We start from the raw sequence: 19490 nt of genomic DNA on the forward strand, positions 1-19490 counted from the left end.
GTGGATCAGGTGGTCGGGCCAGCCACCTACCGGTGGTACTCGACGATCAGGCGGTTGCCGCCGGGGGTCACCGACGAGAACGTCAGCCCGGCCGCGGCGGCGACCTCGTTCAGCTGGTCGACGGTGCGGTCGCGGCCGCGCACGTAGCAGAGCATCCGCAGGTCGCCCGAGGTGAACCGGTCGTCGCCGATGTTGTCCTCGATGACCAGGACCTTGCCGGTGTCACCGGCCGCCGCCGCGCACCGCCGCAGGATCCGCACGGCCGACTCGTCGTCCCAGTCGTGGATCACCCCGGAGAGCAGGTAGCCCCCGGCCCCGGCCGGCAGCGGGGCGAAGAAGCTGCCCACCTGGGCGTCGGCGCGGGCCGTGAGCCCGGCCGCCGCGATCGCCGTGGTCGCGCGGGCCACCGGGTCGGCCAGGTCGACGACCGTGCCGCGCAGATCGTCGTGGGCTTGCAGGATGGCGATCAGCAGGGTTCCGTTCCCGCCGCCGACGTCGACCAGACGACCAAGATCGCCCCACGGGTACGCCGAGGCGATCTCCCCGGCGTCGCCGCCCAGCCGCCCGCCCATCAGCGCGTCGAAGGTCGCCGAGAGGGCCGGATCACCGCTCACGTCGTCCCAGAACTCCCGCCCGTACTGCTGTGGGTAGGCCGCCTCACCGGTCCGTACCGAGTGCAGCAGGTGGACGAACGACAACTCGGCCCGCCCGACCGCTCCCGCGATGTCGAGCCAGGCCCGCTGCCCGTCCGGGTGGTCGTCGCGCAGCAGCTCGCCGAGGGCGGTGAGCCCGTACGACGGCGTCAGCACACCCGCGGTCACCAGATGGGCCATCAGCCGGTCGAGCGCATCGGGGTCGGCGCCCACCAACGGGGCCAGGGCCGCGGGCGAGGTCACCCCGGCCGCGATGTGATCGGCCAGCCGCAGCGTGGCCGCCACCCGGACCGCCATCGGCGTCACCAGATCGGCCACGGCCCACAGATCGTCGCTCATGGTGAATCCTCCGTAGATCGACGTCGCCAGGTGAAGAAGCCGACCGCGACGAGCCAGGCGCCCAGCACGGTCGCGAAGAACGCGAGCAGGCCCCACCGGGCCAGGAGCAGGTGGCCGATCTGCTTCAGCGTCCAGTCCGTACCCTGCGGCCGGCAGGTGCCCTGGTCGTCGCCGTACCCGAGCTGGCACAGCGGCGCCTCGGCCCGGGCCTCCTGGGCCGCCTGGGTCAGGGTCTTGGAGGATTGGGCGGTCAGCGCGGCCTGCTGCCGGTCGCGCGCGAGGGCGCTGATCGCCACCCGTGGCGGGAGCGGCGACGGCTGCCGGGCCAGCCAGCCCTGGAACGTGCGGGACATCGCCGCGTGGCCGCGTTCGTTCGGGTGCAGGCTGCTGTGCGACCAGTTCCGCGGGTTGTAGCGCTCCTCGGCGCCGCCCCGCACCGACCGCAGCCCGACGAAGTTGAGGCCGGGCCGCCCGTCGTTCCGCGGGTCGCAGAGCTGGAGGTGCTCGGACCCCAGGGCGCGCTGCATGTCGTCGACGACGTGGAAGCCGAACTCGCCGGCCGTCCGGGTGATCACGCCGTTGAGCTGCCCGACGTAGTCGTGCAGGAACTCCTTCTCGCGGCGGGACAGGGCGAGCTGGTTGCAGCCCCGGGTGAGCTGGATCGGGTCGGGATAGGGCACGATCGCGACGGGTACGCCGGGGAAGCTGTCGTCCACGGCCACATAGGTCGCCCGCAGGTTGCGTTCCACCTGGGCCAGCGACGTGGTCCACAGGTCGGCCTTCTCGTCGCAGGAGCCGGGGGCCAGGCACATCTGCCCGATGGTCGAGAAGCCGGCGTCGTTGCCGCCGACGCTCAGCACCACCATGGCCGGCGTGAAGCCCTTCTGCTGCTGGTACTGCTGAAGCTGCGTCTGCGCGGACCGGTCCGGCACGGCCGCGGGCACGCCCTTGCGGGTGAGCGTCACGTCGGCCGGCGGGTCGGCCGGCGGCTGCGGGAGGACGTTCCAGGTGCGGGCGCCGGAGCAGGCCAGGAAGTCCAGCCCGTCGAACGCGGGGCTCCGCGCGGCGAGCACGGCCCAGGCGGTGGGGGAGCGGCGGCACTGGTCGCCGCGATCCGGGTCGGCCTCGTCCGTACCCTCGTAGTAGATCGACGCCCCTTCACCGGACATGAAGGAGTCGCCCAGCGCGACCAGCACCCGCTGCCGGCCCTGCACCTCGAGGTGGCCGGGCTCGCCGGCCGGGCGCGGGGTCACGCCCATCGCCGCGATCAACGACATGATGAGGACGACGTCCGCCTGTGTCGCCGAGGCCATGGCCACGACCAGCACCGCGATCGCCCCCAGCACCCACAGGACCAGGGAGGAGTGGCTGATCCGGACACCGAGATATCCCGTCGCGCCCAGCAGGAGCAGACCCAGAAAGCCGAGGATCAGCGCGTACGGTGTCCGCACGGTGTTGATCGTCTGTTCCGCCCCGATGGTCAGCGCGAGCGGCAGGAAGAGCAGCACACCGAGGGCGAGCACGATGCCGGCCGCGAGCCGCCACGACGTCAGCCACAGCAGGGCCGACCCGGCCACGGTCAGCAGCACCGCGATGACCGTCAGCCCGAGCCCGAGCCGCCGCGGCAGGCCGGGGCGCTGCCGCCAGGCCGCGACCGCGCTGCCGGCCAGCAGGTAGATCAGGAACAGTCCGCCGAGCAGCGTGCCGCTCCAGTGCTTGACGAACCAGAGCGTGATCAGCCCGGCGGCGGCCAGCAGCCCGAGGCCCCACAGCCAGGCCGGGACGACCTCCTGCCGGCCGCCCAGGCTCTGCGCGTACTGACCGGCGATCCACACCGCGGCGATCGCGACGTAGAGGAAGAAGACGCCGACGACCACGAAGGACGGCATGCCGGGGCGGGCCACCGCGAGCAGGGCGGCGAGAGCGAGCACGAAGAAGGCGGTACGCCGGTAGGCGCCACGACGCGCGATGTCCACGCCGACACCCTAGAGCTAACGGCTCGGCGTCCTGTTCTTCTTGGACTCGTACATCGCCATGTCGGCGCGGGCGACCACGTCGTCGGTGGCGAGTTCCTCCGGCTCGGACAGTGCCACGCCGATGCTGGCGCTGGGCTGGACCAGGGTCTCGCCGACGTCGATCGGCTCGGCCATCGCCGCCCGGATCCGCCGGATGACCGCCTGGGCCTGCGCCTCGTCGGTGAGCTCGGGCAGCACGATGGCGAATTCGTCACCACCCAGCCGGGCCACCAGGTCGGAGCCGAGCACACAGCGGCGCAGCAGGTCGCCGAAGCCGACCAGCAACTGGTCGCCGGCCCGGTGGCCGAGCGTGTCGTTGATCTGCTTGAAGCCGTTCATGTCGATGATCAGCACGCCGACCCGGGTGCCGTTGCGGGCCGCCTTGGCCAGGGCGCGCGGCAGTACCTCGTACAGCTGGAAGCGGTTGGCCAGCCCGGTCAGCCCGTCGGTGACGGCCAGCCGCCGGCTCTCCTGCGCGGCGATCATCTGCCGCGCGAAGACCAGCGACGAGACGATGATCGCCCCGGCGATCAGGCCGCCGGCCGGGTACGGCTCCTTGGCGCCGACCTCGAGCAGCAGCAGGGCGTAGCCGGGGATCACGGTCACGTAGGGCCAGCGCGGCGGGCGCGAGGAGGCGCCGCCCTCGGTGGCCCAGCGGATCCGGTCGGGGCGGCGGCAGTACAAGCGCTGCACGTACGGGGCGAGCATGAACAGGAACATGCCGCCGGTCCACAGCGTGGTCTGCAGGGCGGTCGGCATCACCGGCCCGCCGTGGTTGATCACGTACGCCCGGATCATGTCCCCGGTGAGGATCATGACCACCGCGGCGACCAGCACCAGCAGCGGGCGCTGGGCGGCGGCCGCGCCGGGCCCGCGGAGCAGCACCACGCTGATGCAGAAGAGCAGCGCCGCGCCGAAGAGCGGGTGCACGACGCTGGGCACGATCTCCCGCCACGTCGACGTGGCGTCGTCCCGCAGGGCCGGGCTGACCACGAAGAACCACAGCACCATGGCCGTTCCCACGCCGACCAGGGTGGCGTCGAGACGCAGCTTGGCCCGTTCGGCGCTGCTGCCGGGCAGCCGCGCGAAGGCCAGGATGCCGATCAGCGTGGCCACGGCGATGAGCAGCCGGCCGATGTCCGGCGGGCTGGGGAAGCCCTGCCCCGGGTAGACCGCGTACAGCACGATGGTCACCGGCCACAGCACGTAGACCGGCAGCATCATCCGCCACGCCCGCCTCAGATGTCTCGGCAGCTCGCGGCCCAGGCGGGCGGTGCGGATCGCGAAGGCGAGCCCGAGCACGGCGAAGAACAGCTGGGCGAACCCGGCCACGGCGTTGAACAGCGGCCTGGTCGACGAGCCGGACACCTGGATCGCGACGATCGAGAACGCGCCCAGGGCCAGCAGCACCACCAGCCCAGTCGTGTCCCACCTGCGCATGCCGGTCCCCATGCCCCCTCTGATCGACCTGGTCGTGTCGGACCTGAGGAATCCGGGCCGGATCGCCGATGATGCACCCATGACCGCCACGAAGATCCTGCTCGACGAGTCGGAGATGCCGCGCCGCTGGTACAACCTGGTGCCCGACGTGCCGTCGCCGTCCGACCTGACGGCGGCCGGCCGAGCCGTACTCGAGAAGGACCCTGATTCTCCCGGGTCGCTGGGCATCGCGATCAGCGAGGCGGTCGAGGTGGCGGCCCAGCATCCGGACACCAACTACGCCCTGGGCAGCGTGCTCGACCACGTGCTGCTGCACCAGACGATCATCGGCGAGGAGGCGCTGCTCCAGCTGGCCAAGGCCGGCGACACCCCGGACCTGATCGTGGGCTGCACCGGGGGCGGCTCCAACTTCGGCGGGCTGGCCTTCCCGTTCCTGGGGGAGAAGCTGGCCGGAACCATGTCGCCGATCATCCGCGCGGTGGAGCCGGCCGCCTTCCCGTCGCTGACCAAGGGCACCTACGCGTACGACTTCGGCGACACCGCCGGGATGACCCCGCTGATGAAGATGCACACGCTCGGCCACGACTTCATCCCCGACCCGATCCACGCCGGCGGCCTGCGCTACCACGGCATGAGCCCGCTCATCTCGCACGTCTACGAGCTCGGGCTGATCGAGGCGGTGGCCAAGACCCAGAAGGAGTGCTTCGAGGCGGGCATCCGGTTCGCCCGGTCCGAGGGCATCGTGCCGGCGCCCGAGCCCACGCACGCGCTGGCGGCCTGCGTCGAGGAGGCGCTGCGGTGCAAGGAGACCGGCGAGGAGAAGGTGATCCTCACCGCACTCTGCGGGCACGGCCACCTCGACCTGCCCGCCTACAGCCGGTACCTGGCCGGGGAGATGGTCGACCACGAGCTGTCCGGCCCCGCGCTCGAGGCGGCTCTCGCGGGTCTTCCGGAAGTTCCAGCCACCCGTTAAGAATGGGGCATGCGACAAGCCCTGGTAGTCCGCGGCGGCTGGGAGGGGCATCAGCCCGTCGAGGCCACCGAGTTGTTCATCCCCTTCCTCAAGGACAACGATTTCTCCGTACGCGTCTCCGATGATCCTTCCGTCTACGCCGAAGCCTCGTACATGGCGTCGGTCGATCTGATCGTCCAGAGCGTGACCATGTCGACGATCTCTCCGGAGGCGCTGAAGGGGCTCATCGCGGCGGTGTGCGGGGGCGCGGGGTTCGCGGGCTGGCACGGCGGGATCTGCGACTCCTACCGGGCCAGCTCGGACTACCTCCAACTGGTGGGCGGGCAGTTCGCGACGCACGCCTCACGGCTCGCTCCCGATGACCGCACCGGCGACATGTCGGACAATTACGTCAACCACCGCATCGAGATCGTCGCTGATCATCCCATCACCTCCGGGATTTCCGACTTCGAGCTCCACACCGAGCAGTACTGGGTGCTGACCGACGACTACAACGACGTGCTGGCCACGACCACCACCGCGACCCGGCCGTGGGGCGAGTGGTCGCGGCCGATCACCGCCCCGGCCGTCTGGACCCGCCAGTGGGGTCAGGGCAAGGTCTTCGTGTGTACGCCGGGCCACCGGGTCGAGGTGCTCGAGGACGAGAACGTGCGCACGATCGTCGAGCGTGGCCTGCTGTGGGCGGCCCGATGAGGGTCGGCATCGTCGGCGCCGGCAAGATCAGCGCCCAGTACAGCCAGACCCTGTCCCGGTTCCCGTCCCTGCCGGTCACCGCGGTCGCCGACCTCTCGTCCTCTCGGGCCGAGGCCCTGGCCGCACAGCATCCCGGCGCCCGGGTCCTTACCCTCGACGACCTGTGCGCTTCCCCCGACGTCGACGTGGTCCTCAACCTGACCACGCCGGCCGGTCACGCCCCGGTCGCCCTCGCCGCGATCAAGAACGGCAAGCATGTGTACGGCGAGAAGCCGCTCGCCCCGTCCCTTCTCCTCGCGGAATCTCTTCTCGACGCCGCCTCGTCGGAAGGTGTCCGGCTCGCCTGCGCTCCCGACACGATCCTGGGCGCCGGCCTCCAGACCGCGCTGGGCGTGCTCGACTCCGGCGCCATCGGCGTCCCGCACGCCGCGACCGCCTTCATGACCACCCCCGGCCACGAACGCTGGCACCCCGACCCCGAGTTCTACTACCAGCCCGGCGGCGGTCCCGTCCTCGACATGGGCCCGTACTACCTGACCACCCTGGTGCACCTGCTCGGCCCGGTCCGCCAGGTCAGCGGCTTGTCGGTGCGCCCACAGGACACGAGGCTGATCGGCTCGGGCCCGAAGGAGGGCGCGTCGTTCCCGGTCGCGGTCGACACCCACACGACCGGCTACCTCTCGCATGCCGGCGGCGCGGTCACGACGGTCATGTTCAGCTTCGACACCTGGGCCGCCCGCCTCCCGCACATCGAGGTCTACGGCGCCTCCGGCACGCTGTCCGTCCCCGACCCCAACCGCTTCGACGGCGACGTGGAGATCTTCACCCGCGCCGACCCGGCCTGGACCACCGTCCCGTGGAACGCCGGCTACCAGCCCGGCGGGCGCGGCGTGGGCCTGGCCGACCTGGCCGAGGCCATCGAGGCGGACACCCCGCACCGCACCGGCGCCGACGTGGCCCTGCACGTCCTCGAGATCATGCTGGCCCTGGAGTCGGGCCGGCCCACCGACCTGACCACCACGTGCACGGTCCCGGCCCGCATGCCCCGCCTCACGGACGGATAGCCGCGGCGTCGGCCACCCGTTGACGCCAGCCCCGGCGCAGCGCCTCCAGCTCGCGCCGGTGGCTCCGTTCCCAGCGCACGCGGTCGGCGACGCCCCGCTCAGCGCCCCGCTCAGCGCCCCGCTCAGCGGGTCGCTCGGCGGGTCGCTCGGCGGGCCGCTCGGCGGCGGTTCGTGGCGAGGAGGGCAAGCCACAGCCAGCCGACGGACACGGACAGCCGTTGCCACAGTCCCGCGGTGGAGGTCCACGGGTCGGTGCCGGCGAAGCCGATCAGCGCGAAGGCGAACAGCACGGCGAATGCCGTCCCGCTCAGAGCCGAGTACAGGGCGAACCAGCCCGATCGCCGGCGCGCGAATGCGACGGTCGCGGTCAGCATGGCGAGGGTCAGCGCAGCGAAGGCGGGCAGGGAGAAGGCCAGATCGTGCAGCTGGCCGTGCCAGGTGACCGGGCTGGCCGCGGTCGGATAACCGCCGACCGGGTCGGTGACGAAGATTCCCGCGCCGATCAGCCCGATACCCCAGACGGCCACCAGTAGCGGCACGGCCAGCGCGCCCGGGCCGGTGCGCAGGGTGCGGCGCAGGCCGATCGAGAACAGGACCACCAGCAGTCCGCAGACAACGAAGTTCGCGATCTGTTGCCACCCTTGCGGCCCGAGAGCGAGTGAGCTGACCGGATGGCGGAGCGGGGAGTACCCGTCGCCACGGAGAGCGCCTTCCACCAGGTACGCCGCGGTGAAGAGGGGACCGACGACGAGGCCGGCCACGAGCAGCCGACTCGGGTGGGGAGGAGGCCGCTCAGGCATAGTGGCGGCAATGGCTGTCGAGGTCGTCATCCTGTCAACGGTAGTTGACAGAACGGCAAGCCGTCAACCATGGTTGACAGATCGTGCGGTGGTGGTCTCACGGCTGGGAAGCCGGGAGGGCGCCGATCAGCGATCCGGAAAACCTGCTCATCTAAACCTCGACGCGGGTGTTTGCCGGTCACACGTTGAGGAAACACGGTCATCGTCGATCAGGCACGTCGCAACCGACCCAAGCACCAGCATCTTGCGCGGATCCTCACCGGCAAGCCGACGAATCCCCACGGGTACTTCACGGGCATCTGCAGGACATCGGACACTCACCGAAGGGCGCACAATGTCGTTCATCTGGGCCATCATCGCCGGTTTGATCATCGGTCTCATCGCACGAGCGATTCTGCCGGGCCGACAGAACATCCCCATCTGGTTGACCATCATCCTGGGCGTGATCGGCGCCATCATCGGCAACCTCATCGCTTCTGCTCTGGGCGTCAGGGACACCGGGGGCTTCGACTGGATCCGCCACATCCTTCAGATCGCCGCCGCCATCGCCCTGGTCGCCGTCGTCGCTCCCCTGTGGGTCAAGCGCGTACGCCGGTAACACCACAGCACAAGCACGCCATACATCTGAGGGGCAGGGGCAGAACGATCCCGCCTGCCCCTCACCCCAACCCCCCAGCCGGCCTCGTGGTGCAGCGACAGATTCGGCAGCGACGCCGCGCTGTTCGTTCGTTTGGTCGGACGTGCCGCGGCACCTGCTCAACGAGGTAGCTCACCGGTGAGCGAATGCTGGACCGACGCGCGCGGCGGGCGGATCGAGTTGCCCGACGTTGCGCTGGGAGACCGCTATATAGGCAGCGCGTCCTTCGAGCGACTGATCAACTCGGGCCCTTCGCCCGAGCGTCCGGCTCTCGGGTGAGGTCTGCGAGTCCCGCGCGGAGCTGGTGGCCGAGGACACCACCGAGCAGCCCGGTAACGCCGTTTCCGAGGAAGGCCGCCCCGAGCCCGATAAGGGCGATCGAGGGCAGCGGCTGTCCGGCTACGAGCACGATAGTTCCGAATCCGATGCTCGCCGTCCCGCCCCCGGCAAGGGCCGCCCCGTACAGCAGCTTGTCGCCAGTGAGCTTTGCGATTCCGAAGCAGACAGTGGCGATACCGAACACGATCATCGCAACGACCTGCCCGACTGAGCCGACAGCGAGTGAGGCGACTCCCAGCACAGCGATCGCCAGACCGGCACCGAAAATCGCGACGCTGATCGGCGGCCGGCCACCGACCAGCGTCGCGATCCCGAGCCCGCTTACCGCAGCGCCCACCGCGCTTACCGCGATCCCGAAGGAGGAGTTCTCGAAATTCAAGGCGATGCCGAAACAGATGGCCGACAAGCCGCCGACGAGCAATGCGGTGACGCGCAGCCAGCCGCTGCCGGCCACGATTGCTGTGGCGAACGCGACGGCCGAAACACCGACGCCGGCGAACGCGATACCGGCGAACAGATCACCGTCATTACAGGCACCGACACCGAAGCTGAAGCCTGCTACCCCGCCGCCCGCGCACGCGGCACCGCACAACACCCGCAGGGCCTCCTGAACGCTGGATGTCGCCAGAACAGCCACCGCCCCGAAGACCGCCGCCGCGAAGACCAAGTACGCCCCCGGGCCGCGCGGCATGGCAACCGCGGCAACCGCGGCCGCAAAACTCGCCAGCAGCGCTACCCGGATGCTGATCCGGACGATCGGGGCGCGGACCGGCAGCGCCCGAAGCCGAGATGCCACGATCATCATTGCGGCCATGGCCGCCGCTGCCGCGACGCCCCGGTAGCCCACGTCGGTGCTGACCAGATTGACGCTCATCCCGCCAGCACTGCCCAGCAGCAGGGAGACGGCTCGACCACGCCAGTCGAGGCGACGAGGCGCGTCGTCAGCTGACCCGGTCATGCGGTAGACCATGCCAACGATGACCACACCATCACCGAATCGGATGACGACATCGACGCCGAGGTGATCGCCTTCGACCGTGCGGCGCTCGCGGATCCGGGCCCGTCGCCTGCGGCAGGGACGCGAGCGCGGCAGGTATGTCGTCGGTTGGCGCGTTCCAACTGAGACTTCTGGCAGGTCGATGAGGCCGGCAATCGGCTCGACGCGGTCGAGAACGCGATTGTGATCGTTTTGGACCGTATGACCGCGCGTCGCGGGGCCGATGTCGCCCACGTGTCGCCCGGGGCGACCGGCATCACCCAATCGGGGAGGTGGCGTGCTCTGACAAATGAACCGCGCGCACGCCCGCGCTAACGCGGCTGGCCGCGCCGGCGCCCCAACAGACCGATCCTGTTTGGGGGTAACCCGCCGATACGAGCGATGCGCCGGCCGCCGCCGGCACAGGAGCAGCACCATGGTGGCCACCATCGTTGCTATGAGCCGGTCGTGCCGCGGCCTGGAGCGCCCACGCGCTCCGGTGATCCGACCGCCGCCAACGCCTCGTCCAGGTCCGAAGGCATCAGGCCGAACGTGCGCTCGGTCAGCGATGCGTCCAGCACGAAGGGCCGCGCGACTGATAGTAGGTCGCCCGCAGTTCCCGCGTCATCGGCGAGATCAACCCCGCGCCCCACAGCATCGGGTACGGGATCCGGGCCAGCCGTGGCGCCGGGGCGCCGTGCACGCGGGTGAACCGGTCGGCCAGCTCACGCACGGTCATCGGGGCATGCGACGGCACCAGCCACGCGCGGCCCCATGCCTGCTCTTCGATGGCTGCCGTGGTCAGTGTGCGTGCCACGTCCTTGATCGATGTCCAGGTGTGCGGCGCACCGAGCGCGCCTGGCACCAGCGTGCGACGGCCGGCGAGCAGCGGCCTGGCCTCGATGTAGTCGCTGCCACGCACCTCGGTCACCCGGATCCGGCCGGCGTCGTGCAGTGCGAGGGCGGCCCGCCACATGTCCGCGCGGACGCGCAGTTTCGCGTCGGTGGCGGCCAGCGGGGTGTCGGCGGTGATCGGGCTGTCGACCGGCCCGTAGCCGTAAAGGTTGCTTGTCACGGCGAGCGTCGCGCCGGTGCGCTCGGCGGCGGTCAGCAGGGCGGCGGCCAGCGGCGGCCAGTCAGTGAGCCAGCGGTGATAGAGCGGGCTGGCGCAGTTGTAGGGGGCGGCCGCGCCGGCGGTGAGCTCGGTGAGCCGGTCGCCATCGGTGGCGTCGGCGGCGACCCGCTCGATCGCGGGGTGCTCGGGCCCACCGCCGCTGCGGGTGACGACCCGGACCTGTTCGTCGTTCATCGAGCTATCGCACCGAGCCGGGCCCCAGCCCGGTGACCGCGAGGCCTTTCTGGCTCAGAGGCTCAGCCGGATCTCCCGCTCAGATCTGCTCGACTTCGTCCAGCACCTGTCCGGGACTCGGGAACCGGCCAACACGTATCGCCTATGGCGATCCGCCGACATCCTCATGGAGGGCCGCTGCGGCACCGACGGATTCCACTACTTCCAGATGTGGCTCGTCGGGCTCGGCCGCACAGCTCACGAGCGAGCGATCGCCGACCCCGACAGCCTCGCCACGGTACCGGCCGTACAGAGGCTGGCGTCTCTCCCACGACCCTGGCAGGACGACGACCACCCCACGTGGGAGTCCCTGGAATACGTAGCCTGCGAGGTCGGCGACCAGCGGGCGGACATCGACGGGGACATCCGCGATGTCGTTACCGCAGAACGCGCCGTAACGCTACGCACCGATCCCAACCCCCACGACGGCGACTGGGCCCGGCTGAACACCGACATGGTGGCCCTCCGTTACCCGCGCCTATGGGCGCTGTTCGGCGAGCACTGGACCGAATAGACCCCACCCGTCTCCGCACGCCGCCGCAACCCAAAGGCGTGGACGGTCTTGAGTAGCGCAGCGGGCCGCTGAGCAGTCACAGCGCCCTTGCGGCCGGTCGCGCGGATCGCCCTACCCGGCCGTTTGGGACCTCTTCCAAGATCCAGCTCACCGTTTGTTCGGGCGAGTGCTCGACCGGCGGTTCCCAGATGATTGCTGTGCGCCAGTCCGACGGCTGGCAATGCATACTCTTCTGCCGCAGATAGCGGCCCTCCCTGAATGACGATCAACCTCGTGCTACCCAGGGTGACGGGCATCCGACGTCGTCGGAGCACTCCGGGTGCCAACCACCGCCGGACGCCACGGCGCTGCCCAGTGTGTGGGCCACGTCTGAGTGCCAGCTATTGCCCAGAGTGAAAGCACCAGCCCTCTGGGCAACGTCGTTGTCCTCGCCGCCGTCCGCGCTACCTTTTCCACCCACCCAGTGCCCGAGTGGGGAGGCGGCGGCGCGTCGATCAGCGCAACCCACCTCCTCCGAAGGGGACACCGGGCGGGCGGCCGCTGCCCGCGATCGGTGACGGTGACGGACGTGGCCAGGCTGTGGCGGTGCCGTTCAATCCGGTTCGCTCAGACCCACTTTGTCGGGGTGGCGGGCCATCTCGGCGGCCGTCGCCTCGCGCACGCCGACCGTGCCGGTGGGGAAGACGGCGTGCAGCGTGACCACGTAACCGTCCGGCAGGCAGATCTGGGTCACCTCGGCGTCGGTCCGGGTGGGGCAGCCGGGATAGGCGCGGTCGACGCTCACGTCGAGGGCGCGCCGGTCCTTCTCCAGGCGTTCGATCAGCATCGAGCGGCCCGCGTGGGTGCCGGTCAGGCGGTAGCCGGGCACCTCGGGCACGTAGAGCGGCACGCTCATCGCCTCGAACTCCTGGGCGCGCCAGCGTTCCTGGAGGGCCCAGGTGGCGCCGGCGCCGAGCGTGGTCACCAGGACGACGGCCGGGACCGCCCAGCGCCGGCGGCGGGTCGCCACGAGCAGGTGGATCGCCACGGCGACCGCGCTCCACAGGACCGCGGCCTCCAGGCGGTTGCGTTCCAGGCCCAGGGTCAGCGGGGCCAGCACGCCGGGGACCAGGAACAACGGCACGACGGCGTGGGCCTTGGGACGGCTGTGCACCAGCCGGGTCAGGGCCGCGGCGACCGCCCCGAGGAGGATGCCGCCGAAGACGCCGATCACGGGATCCATGTCGGAGTAGTCGTCGACCTGGTATTCATCGAGGAGACCGAGCGGCACGCAGAGGGCCGCGGCCGTGATGCCGCCGCAGACCAGGCCGCCGCGGACCAGGCCGCCGCGGATCAGGCCGCCGCGGATCAGGCCGCCGCGGATCAGGCCGCCGCGGATCAGGCCGCCGGTGACCGGGCGCATCAGGAGGTGTAGCCGTGCCGGTGGATGCGTTCGGCACCGGGAAGGTAGGCGGCGGGGTCGGTCGGTGCCGCGGTGCCGAGGCCGTCGACGTACCGGTTGAACATGCTGAACGCCGCCGCGATCAGGATGGTGTCGTGGATCTCGACGTCGGTGGCGCCCTCGGCCCGGGCTTGCGACACCAGGTCGTCGGTGACGGCGTGGCCGCTGTCGCGGGTGGCCGCGGCCACCCGCAGCAGCGCCTCCAGCTTGGCCGAGACGGCCGGGTGGTGGAGCGACGCCACGGCCGCGTGCGACAACTCGCAGTAGGTGCAGTCGTTGAGCTTCGACACGTGTGCCGCGATCAGCTCGCGCTCGCCGGGGGTGAGGCCGTCGGACGAGCGCAGCAGCGTGTCGGCCAGCTGCATCAGCGCCCGCCCGGTGTCGGGCCGGTAGGCCAGCAGGCCGCGGATGCCCGGCGCGGGGTTGTCACCCAGATCGATGTGAGCCATCCCGCGACCCTGTCACAGGAGCCGGGCGGGCGGTGTCCTGGGTGACATGACCGACCACGCCGACGGTGACATGACTGACCACACCGACAGTGACATGACTGACCGCACCGACAGTGACATGACCGACCACACCGACGCCTTCGTCGCGTACCGGAACCTGCTCTTCACCGTCGCCTACGAGCTGCTCGGCTCGGCCGCCGACGCCGAGGACGTGCTGCAGGACACCTGGCTGCGGTGGGTCCGCGTCGATCTGGACCAGGTCCGTGACCACCGCAACTATCTGGTCCGGATCGCCACCCGGCTGTCGCTCAACCGGCTGCGCACGCTGGCCCGGCGCAAGGAGAACTACGTCGGCCCGTGGCTGCCCGAACCGTTGCTGACCAGCCCGGACGTGGCCGAGGACGCGGTGCTGGCGGAAAGCCTGTCGATGGCCATGATGCTGGTGCTGGAGACGCTGTCGCCGACCGAGCGGGCCGTGTTCGTGCTGCGGGAGGCGTTCGCCGTCGGGTACGACGAGATCGCCGAGGCGGTCGGCAAGAGCGAGGCCAACGTACGCCAGATCGCCCACCGCGCCCGCCGGCATGTCGACGCCCGCCGGCCGCGCGAGACGGTGTCCGCGGCCGACACCCGGGTCGCGCTGGACTCGTTCCGCCGGGCCCTGGAGACCGGCGACCTGCAGGGCCTGCTCGACGTGCTCGCGCCGGACGTGGTCGCGCTGGCCGACGGCGGTGGCGTCGTGCAGGCCGCGCTGAACCCGATCGTCGGCGCCGACCGGGTGGCCCGGTTCCTCATCCGCGGCACCAGCCGGGTCACCGACCCGGTGACCGTGGCGCCGATTGTGATCAACGGCAACCCGGCCCTGATGATGCGCCTGAACGGCGACCTCGACGGGATCATGACGGCCGCGATGGCCGGCGGCCGGATCACCGGGCTCTACTACGTGCGCAACCCCTCGAAGCTGTCCCGCGCGACGGCGCCGACCCCGCTCAGCCGACTCTGAACGTCGTCGTCGTCCAGTTGCCCAGGTTGTCGATCATGATCTGGTACGAGGGCTCGCGGACCTGGAAGCGCGGGAAGTGCCAGCCGTACGGGCCGCTGGTCGCGCCGCGCAGCACGGCGGCCACCTTGCCGGTCGTGGTGACGGTGAGCCGGCGGCCGCTCGGGTGCTTGAAGACCAGCGCCGGCCCGGGCTGCCGCACCCAGTCCGGGTCGAGGTGCCAGTGCTGGCGCCAGCGGTTGACGCCGGTGAACGCGTCGGACACCACCATCCGGCCGATCGTCGAGTTGGTCGTCACGCCCCGGGTGTGCGCCTTGCCGTACACGGTGTCCTTGACGACGAAGACGTGGCGGGTGGGCTCGAACGTACTCGTGATCGCCGACGTGCCGCCCCGAGCCGTCCCACCGGCCGGCACCGCGACGTTCTGCCCGTCCGGCCGAGTTTGATAGAGGGCGTACGGGACGGTGCGGTCGTAGCTGAACCGCCCCGGCCCGACCAGCACCCGGACGCCCAGGGTGGACCAGGTGACGCCGCCGGCCCGGTCCTCGTGTCCGTGCGCGCGGCGCGCCGGGCCGTACCGGATCGTGTAGTGCGGCGCGTTCCGGTCGGTCCAGCCCCAGCGCCCGATCACCCAGCCCGCCTGGTCGTCGCGCACCGCCCGGTTCGCCTTCAGGTCGCGTGGCCGCCCGGCGGTCTCGTCCGAGTCCCCGATCTGCGAGATCTTCCCGTCCAACTCGGTCATGAAGCTGAAGATCAGGTACGCCCGGTTCACGGTCGTCCGGATCCGCTTCTGCGCCTCGGGGTGGGCGCCGAGCTGGCCGGCCGCCCGCTCCCACAGCGTGGCGTTGGTGAGCTGGTACATCGAGGACTGCTCCAGCGAGACGCCCTGCCGGGAGAAGCCCAGCGGCGCCTCGTGGAGCAGCCGGTCCACCGCGATGCGGGTCCAGGCCGGCCGGGGGATGATCTGGCCCGCGCGGATCATCTGCAGGTTGGCCATCAGACCGTGGTTGTGCACCGCGTAGCGCGGCGGCCCGTAGTAGCGGGGGCCGGTGAGCACGCGCACGTCCGCGGTCATGCCCGGGATCAGCGCCGCCGACCGGGTCAGCGTGAAGAGGCAGTTCTCCGCCTCCAACCGGCGCAGGGCGGTGCCCTCGTCCCACCCGTACCCGTTGGAGCCGGGGTCGGGGTTCTGCCGATGGAAGAGCACGACCTGGCGGACGAGCGCGGCCAGCGACTTCTGCTGGCCGTCGAGGGCGGCGCGGCGGGCCAGCGGGCGCACCCACATCAGGCCCTGGAAGGTGAGCCGCCACGTCGGGTCGGTCACCGGCGGGCGCCGCCACATCGCGGCCGGGATCGCCCCCACGGTGAACGCCTTGGCCGGCGGCATCACCACCCGGATCGGCCTCCCGTCGGGCACCGGCGAAGGCGCGGCCGGTCCGCAGCGGGGGTCGTCGGCGCGCCCGCTCACCCGGTCGGGGATCTCCGCCGCGTCCACGGCCACCACGTGTGGTGCCACCGGTGCCGCCGGGACCGGTGTGGCGGCGGCGAGGAGAACGGCGACCAGCGCGGCGATCATCCCACCAGCACACCCCGCCCGGCCCCGCGCGCGCTGGATCTTCCGCCAACCGGTTGACCGGCTCGTGATCGAGGGCTACGTTGCCTTTTAACCGATTAGTTGAAAGGACGAGGTCGTCGATGCCGAGCGACACGCTGTCCCGGGTCTTCGCGGCCCTGGCCGACCCCACCCGGCGTGACATGGTGGCGCGGTTGTCGGCGGCCGACGCGACCGCCAACCAGCTCGCCGAGCCCTATGCGATGAGCCTCCAGGCGGTCTACAAGCACCTGCGCGTGCTCGAGGAGGCGGGCGTGGTGAGCCGGCCGCCGGGGCGTCAGCCGCGCGCGGTGCATCTCGAGATCGGAGCGCTGGACCGGATGGACGACTGGATCGAGCGGTACCGCCGCCGGGCCGAGGAGCGGTACGAGCGCCTCGACCGGGTGCTGGCCGCCATGGACGAGGAGCCCCCGCGATGACCGTGATCGAGGCCGACCCGGCCGTTCCGATCATCCGGGTCAGCCGGGAGTTCCGGGCCACTCCGGCGGCGTTGCTGCGGGCCCACACCGACCCGGACCTGTTCGCGCGCTGGGTCGGCCCCGATTCCCTGCGGACGCACATCGACCACTGGGACGCCCGTACCGGCGGCAGCTACCGCTACCGGTCGGTCGGGGACGGCGGTGAGTGGGCGTTCCACGGCTGCTTCCACGAGATCCAGCCCGGCCGGATCGTGCAGACATTCACCTACGAGGGCAACCCCGACGGGGTCGCCCTGGAGACGTTGTGGTTCGACGACCTCGGCGACGGCCGGTCCCGGCTCCGCTCACAGTCCCTGGTGGACAGCTTCGCGAGCCGGGATGCCTGGCTGACGAGCGGCATGGAGGCCGGCCTGACCGACGGGCACGCGAAACTCGAGAGGATGCTGACCGATGACCTTGTCTGAGCTCACCCCCGCGGAACGCCACCGTCAGATCGGCGGCGTCTTCGCCGACCGGGTGAACGGGGCCGAGAACTGGGACGCCCCGGCGCCGGTGGCCGGGTGGGCGGCCCGCGACGTGGTCCGCCACCTGGTCGAATGGTTCCCGCCGTTCCTGGCCGGCGGCGCCGGCGTCGACCTGCCGCCCGGCCCCGGCGTCGACGACGACCCGGTCGCGGCCTGGCGGTCCCGGTACGACGCGGTGCAGACGCTGCTCGACGACCCGGCGACGGCCGGGCGAACGCTGTCCAACCCGCACATCGGCGACGTCCCGCTCGACCGGGCGATCGACCAGTTCTACACGACCGACGTGTTCATGCACACCTGGGACCTGGCCCGCGCCACCGGCCAGGACGACCGGCTCGACGCCGGCTACTGCGCGCTGCTGGTGGCCGGCATGGAGCCGATGGAGGAGCTGATCCGCAACTCCGGCCAGTACGGCCCCCGGGTGCCCGTCCCGGCCGACGCCGGCCCGCAGACCCGGCTGCTCGGCTTCATCGGCCGCGACCCGTTCTGGACTCCCGCGCTGACGTAGCTCACCGTAATTCATCAATCAGGACGGACAGTCAGGGCTTGCGTGCGGCGCGTCCATATACGACGATTCCTCTGCTCCCATTCGTGATCCTGCGTGATCCGAGGAATTCGTTGACTTCGTATCGTGATTTCATCCGCGGTGATCGGGACTCGCTCACCTTCTGGGGCCTGTTGATCGCGGCGGTGGTGGCGCTGGCCGTGCTGGTGACGCTCACGCTGGCCCCGCGCGAGGGCGCCGGGCCGCTCGAGGCGCGCGCCACCCCGTACGACTTCGGGTCGATGCCGCCGCTCAACCCGGCGCCGCAGGCGACGATCAGCGTGCCGCCGCTGGAGTCGCCGTCGGCGGCGCCGACCGGAGGGCCGACCGCGGAGTACGTGGCCGCGCCCCGCCGGACCTCGGCCCCGCCGTCGCACCGGCCCCGGCCGCCGGCACCGGCCCCGCCGTCGCGAACGGCCCGGCCGCCGGCCTGGGCGGCCTGGCTGAACAAGCCGGTCGCGCTGGAGATCAACGGGCAGTCCGGCCTGCTGCTGCGGCACCGTGACTTCGTGGCCCGGGCCGACCCGATCGGCGGCTCCAGCCGGGCGCTCGACCGGGCCGATGCCACGTTCGTGGTGCGGCCGGGGCTGGCCGACGACGACTGCCTGTCGTTCGAGGCGACCAACCACGACAACTTCTACCTGCGCCACCGCGACTTCGTGCTGCGCCTGAACCGCCACGACGGCTCCGGCCTGTTCCGGGCCGACGCCACGTTCTGCCCCGAGCCCGCGGCCGGGGACGGGCTGACCCTGCGGGCGGTCAACTACCCGGACCGGCGGCTGGCCCTGCAGTGGTCCCGCGTGGCCTTGTCACCGGTGTCAGCGTCCAGGGCGATGCGCGTCCGCCTCCGCCCGCCGCCCTAGGCCCCGACCGGGAACTCCTCGGTGCCCAGCACCCGCAGCAGGGCCAGGCGCTCGCGGGTCTCGGCGTCGGCGGGCGTGAGCACCAGCAGCTTCTGACCCTGGTCGGGGGTCATCAGCGTCTCGCAGTCCATCACCAGCGGACCGACCCGCGGGTGGATCAGGGTCTTGCGGTCGGCCCGGCGGACCGCCACCTCATGTTCCTCCCACAGGTCGCGGAACCGGGTGCTGGCCGTGAGCAGGCGCTCGATCAGGCCGGTGACGACCGGGTCGCTGGGCCGCCGGCCGGCCGTGGCCCGCAGGTCGGCCACCATCTCGCGGGCGTGGCGGTCGCGGTCCTCGGCCGTGTGCATGTCGCGGACCTCCGGTTCGGTGAACCAGCGGTAGGGAAGGTAGCGCCGGTCGCCGGTCAGCGCGGTGTGGTCGCCGGCCACGAGCATGGAAGTGCGGTTCTGGGCCAGGATCTCGCCCAGGTCGGAGATCACCACGGCCGCGGTGCCGTCGAGCAGGTCGAGCAGGCGGACCAGACCGGCGCGGGCCAGGCGGGCGAGGCCGTCGGCCGGGGGCGGCTGGTGGCCGGCCAGGTGGAACAGGTGGTCGCGCTCGTCGTCGGAGAGTCGCAGGGCCCGGGCCAGCGCGCCGAGCAGCTGGGTCGAGGGCTGGCTGCTGCGGGCCTGCTCCAGGCGTACGACGTAGTCGACCGACATGCCCGCCAGCATCGCCACCTCCTCGCGGCGCAGCCCGGTGGTGCGGCGGCGCGGGCCGTCGGCCAGCCCGACCTCGGCCGGCCGGATCGCCTCGCGGCGGCGGCGCAGGAAGTCGGCTAGCTGCTCACGCTGCATGTCCCCATGAT

19 protein-coding genes and 1 pseudogene are annotated in these 19490 nt (G+C 71.4%); 10 read left to right on the plus strand and 10 right to left on the minus strand.

All coding sequences use genetic code 11. The annotated features are described in order from the left end of the window. Positions 1 to 26 precede the first annotated feature (26 nt). The 3 genes from AB0M54_RS34230 to AB0M54_RS34240 are packed head-to-tail and all read right to left on the minus strand — an operon-like array spanning position 27 to position 4447. Entirely contained in the window at positions 27 to 992 is a 966-nt protein-coding gene (locus AB0M54_RS34230) for a methyltransferase (RefSeq protein WP_364475902.1), read from the minus strand. After that, the gene (locus AB0M54_RS34235) at positions 989 to 2968 is read right to left on the minus strand and encodes a GDSL-type esterase/lipase family protein (RefSeq protein ID WP_364475904.1); all 1980 of its coding nucleotides are present in this window, start codon (positions 2966 to 2968) and stop codon (positions 989 to 991) included. The genes AB0M54_RS34230 and AB0M54_RS34235 overlap by 4 nt, the downstream gene beginning before the upstream one ends. 15 nt (positions 2969 to 2983) lie before the next feature. Beyond that, the gene (locus AB0M54_RS34240; protein WP_364475906.1) at positions 2984 to 4447 is read right to left on the minus strand and encodes a GGDEF domain-containing protein; all 1464 of its coding nucleotides are present in this window, start codon (positions 4445 to 4447) and stop codon (positions 2984 to 2986) included. 79 nt (positions 4448 to 4526) lie between these two features. Here AB0M54_RS34240 and AB0M54_RS34245 point away from each other — a divergent pair, with 79 nt between their 5' ends. From AB0M54_RS34245 to AB0M54_RS34255, 3 genes are read left to right on the plus strand one after another with little or no spacing between them, the layout of a single operon-like run. Further along, positions 4527 to 5420 (plus strand): TrpB-like pyridoxal phosphate-dependent enzyme, encoded by an 894-nt coding sequence (locus tag AB0M54_RS34245; RefSeq protein ID WP_364475908.1) that lies wholly within the window; start codon positions 4527 to 4529, stop codon positions 5418 to 5420. A gap of 9 nt (positions 5421 to 5429) precedes the next feature. After that, positions 5430 to 6113, plus strand: a complete 684-nt coding sequence (locus AB0M54_RS34250) for a ThuA domain-containing protein (protein ID WP_364475910.1) — start codon at positions 5430 to 5432, stop codon at positions 6111 to 6113. Continuing rightward, a complete protein-coding gene (locus tag AB0M54_RS34255; RefSeq protein WP_364475912.1) occupies positions 6110 to 7177 on the plus strand; it encodes a Gfo/Idh/MocA family oxidoreductase in 1068 nt (355 codons plus the stop codon). The genes AB0M54_RS34250 and AB0M54_RS34255 overlap by 4 nt, the downstream gene beginning before the upstream one ends. Before the next feature lie 122 nt (positions 7178 to 7299). On the opposite strand, the gene AB0M54_RS34260 is transcribed toward AB0M54_RS34255, so the two are convergent. Next, on the minus strand, positions 7300 to 8007 hold the full coding sequence (locus AB0M54_RS34260; protein ID WP_364475914.1) for a DUF998 domain-containing protein: 708 nt from the start codon (positions 8005 to 8007) through the stop codon (positions 7300 to 7302). 304 nt (positions 8008 to 8311) lie between these two features. Between AB0M54_RS34260 and AB0M54_RS34265 the strand changes: the two genes are divergently transcribed. After that, the gene (locus tag AB0M54_RS34265) at positions 8312 to 8575 is read left to right on the plus strand and encodes a GlsB/YeaQ/YmgE family stress response membrane protein (RefSeq protein WP_364322023.1); all 264 of its coding nucleotides are present in this window, start codon (positions 8312 to 8314) and stop codon (positions 8573 to 8575) included. A 277-nt stretch (positions 8576 to 8852) separates the two neighbouring features. Here AB0M54_RS34265 and AB0M54_RS34270 read toward each other — a convergent pair whose 3' ends face one another. Both AB0M54_RS34270 and AB0M54_RS34275 read right to left on the minus strand, forming a co-directional pair. Beyond that, positions 8853 to 10184, minus strand: a complete 1332-nt coding sequence (locus tag AB0M54_RS34270; RefSeq protein WP_364475916.1) for a hypothetical protein — start codon at positions 10182 to 10184, stop codon at positions 8853 to 8855. Positions 10185 to 10384: 200 nt separating this feature from the next. Further along, positions 10385 to 11238 (minus strand): annotated as a pseudogene (locus AB0M54_RS34275) (NAD-dependent epimerase). Between AB0M54_RS34275 and AB0M54_RS34280 the strand changes: the two are divergent. After that, positions 11210 to 11791, plus strand: coding sequence for a DUF4240 domain-containing protein (locus AB0M54_RS34280; RefSeq protein WP_364322011.1), 582 nt, complete (start codon positions 11210 to 11212; stop codon positions 11789 to 11791). The pseudogene AB0M54_RS34275 and the gene AB0M54_RS34280 sit on opposite strands and share 29 nt — an antisense overlap. A 592-nt stretch (positions 11792 to 12383) precedes the next feature. Here AB0M54_RS34280 and AB0M54_RS34285 read toward each other — a convergent pair. Both AB0M54_RS34285 and AB0M54_RS34290 read right to left on the minus strand, forming a co-directional pair. Next, positions 12384 to 13193, minus strand: a complete 810-nt coding sequence (locus AB0M54_RS34285; RefSeq protein WP_364475918.1) for a hypothetical protein — start codon at positions 13191 to 13193, stop codon at positions 12384 to 12386. Then, positions 13193 to 13681 (minus strand): carboxymuconolactone decarboxylase family protein, encoded by a 489-nt coding sequence (locus AB0M54_RS34290; protein WP_364322005.1) that lies wholly within the window; start codon positions 13679 to 13681, stop codon positions 13193 to 13195. Before AB0M54_RS34290 ends, AB0M54_RS34285 begins: the two co-directional genes overlap by 1 nt. Positions 13682 to 13775: 94 nt before the next feature. Between AB0M54_RS34290 and AB0M54_RS34295 the strand changes: the two genes are divergently transcribed. Then, the gene (locus AB0M54_RS34295; protein WP_364475920.1) at positions 13776 to 14681 is read left to right on the plus strand and encodes an RNA polymerase sigma-70 factor; all 906 of its coding nucleotides are present in this window, start codon (positions 13776 to 13778) and stop codon (positions 14679 to 14681) included. Here the strand turns inward: AB0M54_RS34295 and AB0M54_RS34300 are convergent. Beyond that, positions 14668 to 16254 (minus strand): hypothetical protein, encoded by a 1587-nt coding sequence (locus AB0M54_RS34300; protein WP_364475922.1) that lies wholly within the window; start codon positions 16252 to 16254, stop codon positions 14668 to 14670. The genes AB0M54_RS34295 and AB0M54_RS34300 overlap by 14 nt on opposite strands. Before the next feature lie 119 nt (positions 16255 to 16373). Between AB0M54_RS34300 and AB0M54_RS34305 the strand changes: the two genes are divergently transcribed. From AB0M54_RS34305 to AB0M54_RS34320, 4 genes are all read left to right on the plus strand, one after another. Next, entirely contained in the window at positions 16374 to 16709 is a 336-nt protein-coding gene (locus tag AB0M54_RS34305) for a metalloregulator ArsR/SmtB family transcription factor (RefSeq protein WP_364321997.1), read from the plus strand. Continuing rightward, on the plus strand, positions 16706 to 17173 hold the full coding sequence (locus AB0M54_RS34310; protein WP_364321994.1) for an SRPBCC domain-containing protein: 468 nt from the start codon (positions 16706 to 16708) through the stop codon (positions 17171 to 17173). The genes AB0M54_RS34305 and AB0M54_RS34310 overlap by 4 nt, the downstream gene beginning before the upstream one ends. Beyond that, positions 17160 to 17741, plus strand: coding sequence for a TIGR03086 family metal-binding protein (locus AB0M54_RS34315; protein ID WP_364321991.1), 582 nt, complete (start codon positions 17160 to 17162; stop codon positions 17739 to 17741). Before AB0M54_RS34310 ends, AB0M54_RS34315 begins: the two co-directional genes overlap by 14 nt. Positions 17742 to 17851: 110 nt before the next feature. Continuing rightward, entirely contained in the window at positions 17852 to 18640 is a 789-nt protein-coding gene (locus AB0M54_RS34320; protein WP_364321988.1) for an AbfB domain-containing protein, read from the plus strand. On the opposite strand, the gene AB0M54_RS34325 is transcribed toward AB0M54_RS34320, so the two are convergent. Beyond that, positions 18637 to 19479, minus strand: a complete 843-nt coding sequence (locus AB0M54_RS34325; protein ID WP_364321985.1) for a helix-turn-helix transcriptional regulator — start codon at positions 19477 to 19479, stop codon at positions 18637 to 18639. The two genes, AB0M54_RS34320 and AB0M54_RS34325, sit on opposite strands and share 4 nt — an antisense overlap. Positions 19480 to 19490: the final 11 nt, after the last annotated feature.

Origin of the sequence: Actinoplanes sp. NPDC051470, assembly GCF_040682035.1 — a bacterium.
Classification (GTDB): Bacteria; Actinomycetota; Actinomycetes; order Mycobacteriales; family Micromonosporaceae; genus Actinoplanes.

Bases quoted from the DNA above. Each gene is read 5' to 3' on its own strand.
- AB0M54_RS34305 (WP_364321997.1), top strand. From the start codon at position 16,374: ATGCCGAGCGACACGCTGTCCCGGGTCTTCGCGGCCCTGGCCGACCCC.
- AB0M54_RS34295 (WP_364475920.1), top strand. From the start codon at position 13,776: ATGACTGACCGCACCGACAGTGACATGACCGACCACACCGACGCCTTC.
- AB0M54_RS34310 (WP_364321994.1), top strand. From the start codon at position 16,706: ATGACCGTGATCGAGGCCGACCCGGCCGTTCCGATCATCCGGGTCAGC.
- AB0M54_RS34255 (WP_364475912.1), top strand. From the start codon at position 6,110: ATGAGGGTCGGCATCGTCGGCGCCGGCAAGATCAGCGCCCAGTACAGC.
- AB0M54_RS34250 (WP_364475910.1), top strand. From the start codon at position 5,430: ATGCGACAAGCCCTGGTAGTCCGCGGCGGCTGGGAGGGGCATCAGCCC.
- AB0M54_RS34265 (WP_364322023.1), top strand. From the start codon at position 8,312: ATGTCGTTCATCTGGGCCATCATCGCCGGTTTGATCATCGGTCTCATC.
- AB0M54_RS34260 (WP_364475914.1), bottom strand. From the start codon at position 8,007: ATGACGACCTCGACAGCCATTGCCGCCACTATGCCTGAGCGGCCTCCT.
- AB0M54_RS34230 (WP_364475902.1), bottom strand. From the start codon at position 992: ATGAGCGACGATCTGTGGGCCGTGGCCGATCTGGTGACGCCGATGGCG.
- AB0M54_RS34315 (WP_364321991.1), top strand. From the start codon at position 17,160: ATGACCTTGTCTGAGCTCACCCCCGCGGAACGCCACCGTCAGATCGGC.
- AB0M54_RS34240 (WP_364475906.1), bottom strand. From the start codon at position 4,447: ATGCGCAGGTGGGACACGACTGGGCTGGTGGTGCTGCTGGCCCTGGGC.
- AB0M54_RS34245 (WP_364475908.1), top strand. From the start codon at position 4,527: ATGACCGCCACGAAGATCCTGCTCGACGAGTCGGAGATGCCGCGCCGC.
- AB0M54_RS34285 (WP_364475918.1), bottom strand. From the start codon at position 13,193: ATGCGCCCGGTCACCGGCGGCCTGATCCGCGGCGGCCTGATCCGCGGC.
- AB0M54_RS34290 (WP_364322005.1), bottom strand. From the start codon at position 13,681: ATGGCTCACATCGATCTGGGTGACAACCCCGCGCCGGGCATCCGCGGC.
- AB0M54_RS34300 (WP_364475922.1), bottom strand. From the start codon at position 16,254: ATGATCGCCGCGCTGGTCGCCGTTCTCCTCGCCGCCGCCACACCGGTC.
- AB0M54_RS34325 (WP_364321985.1), bottom strand. From the start codon at position 19,479: ATGCAGCGTGAGCAGCTAGCCGACTTCCTGCGCCGCCGCCGCGAGGCG.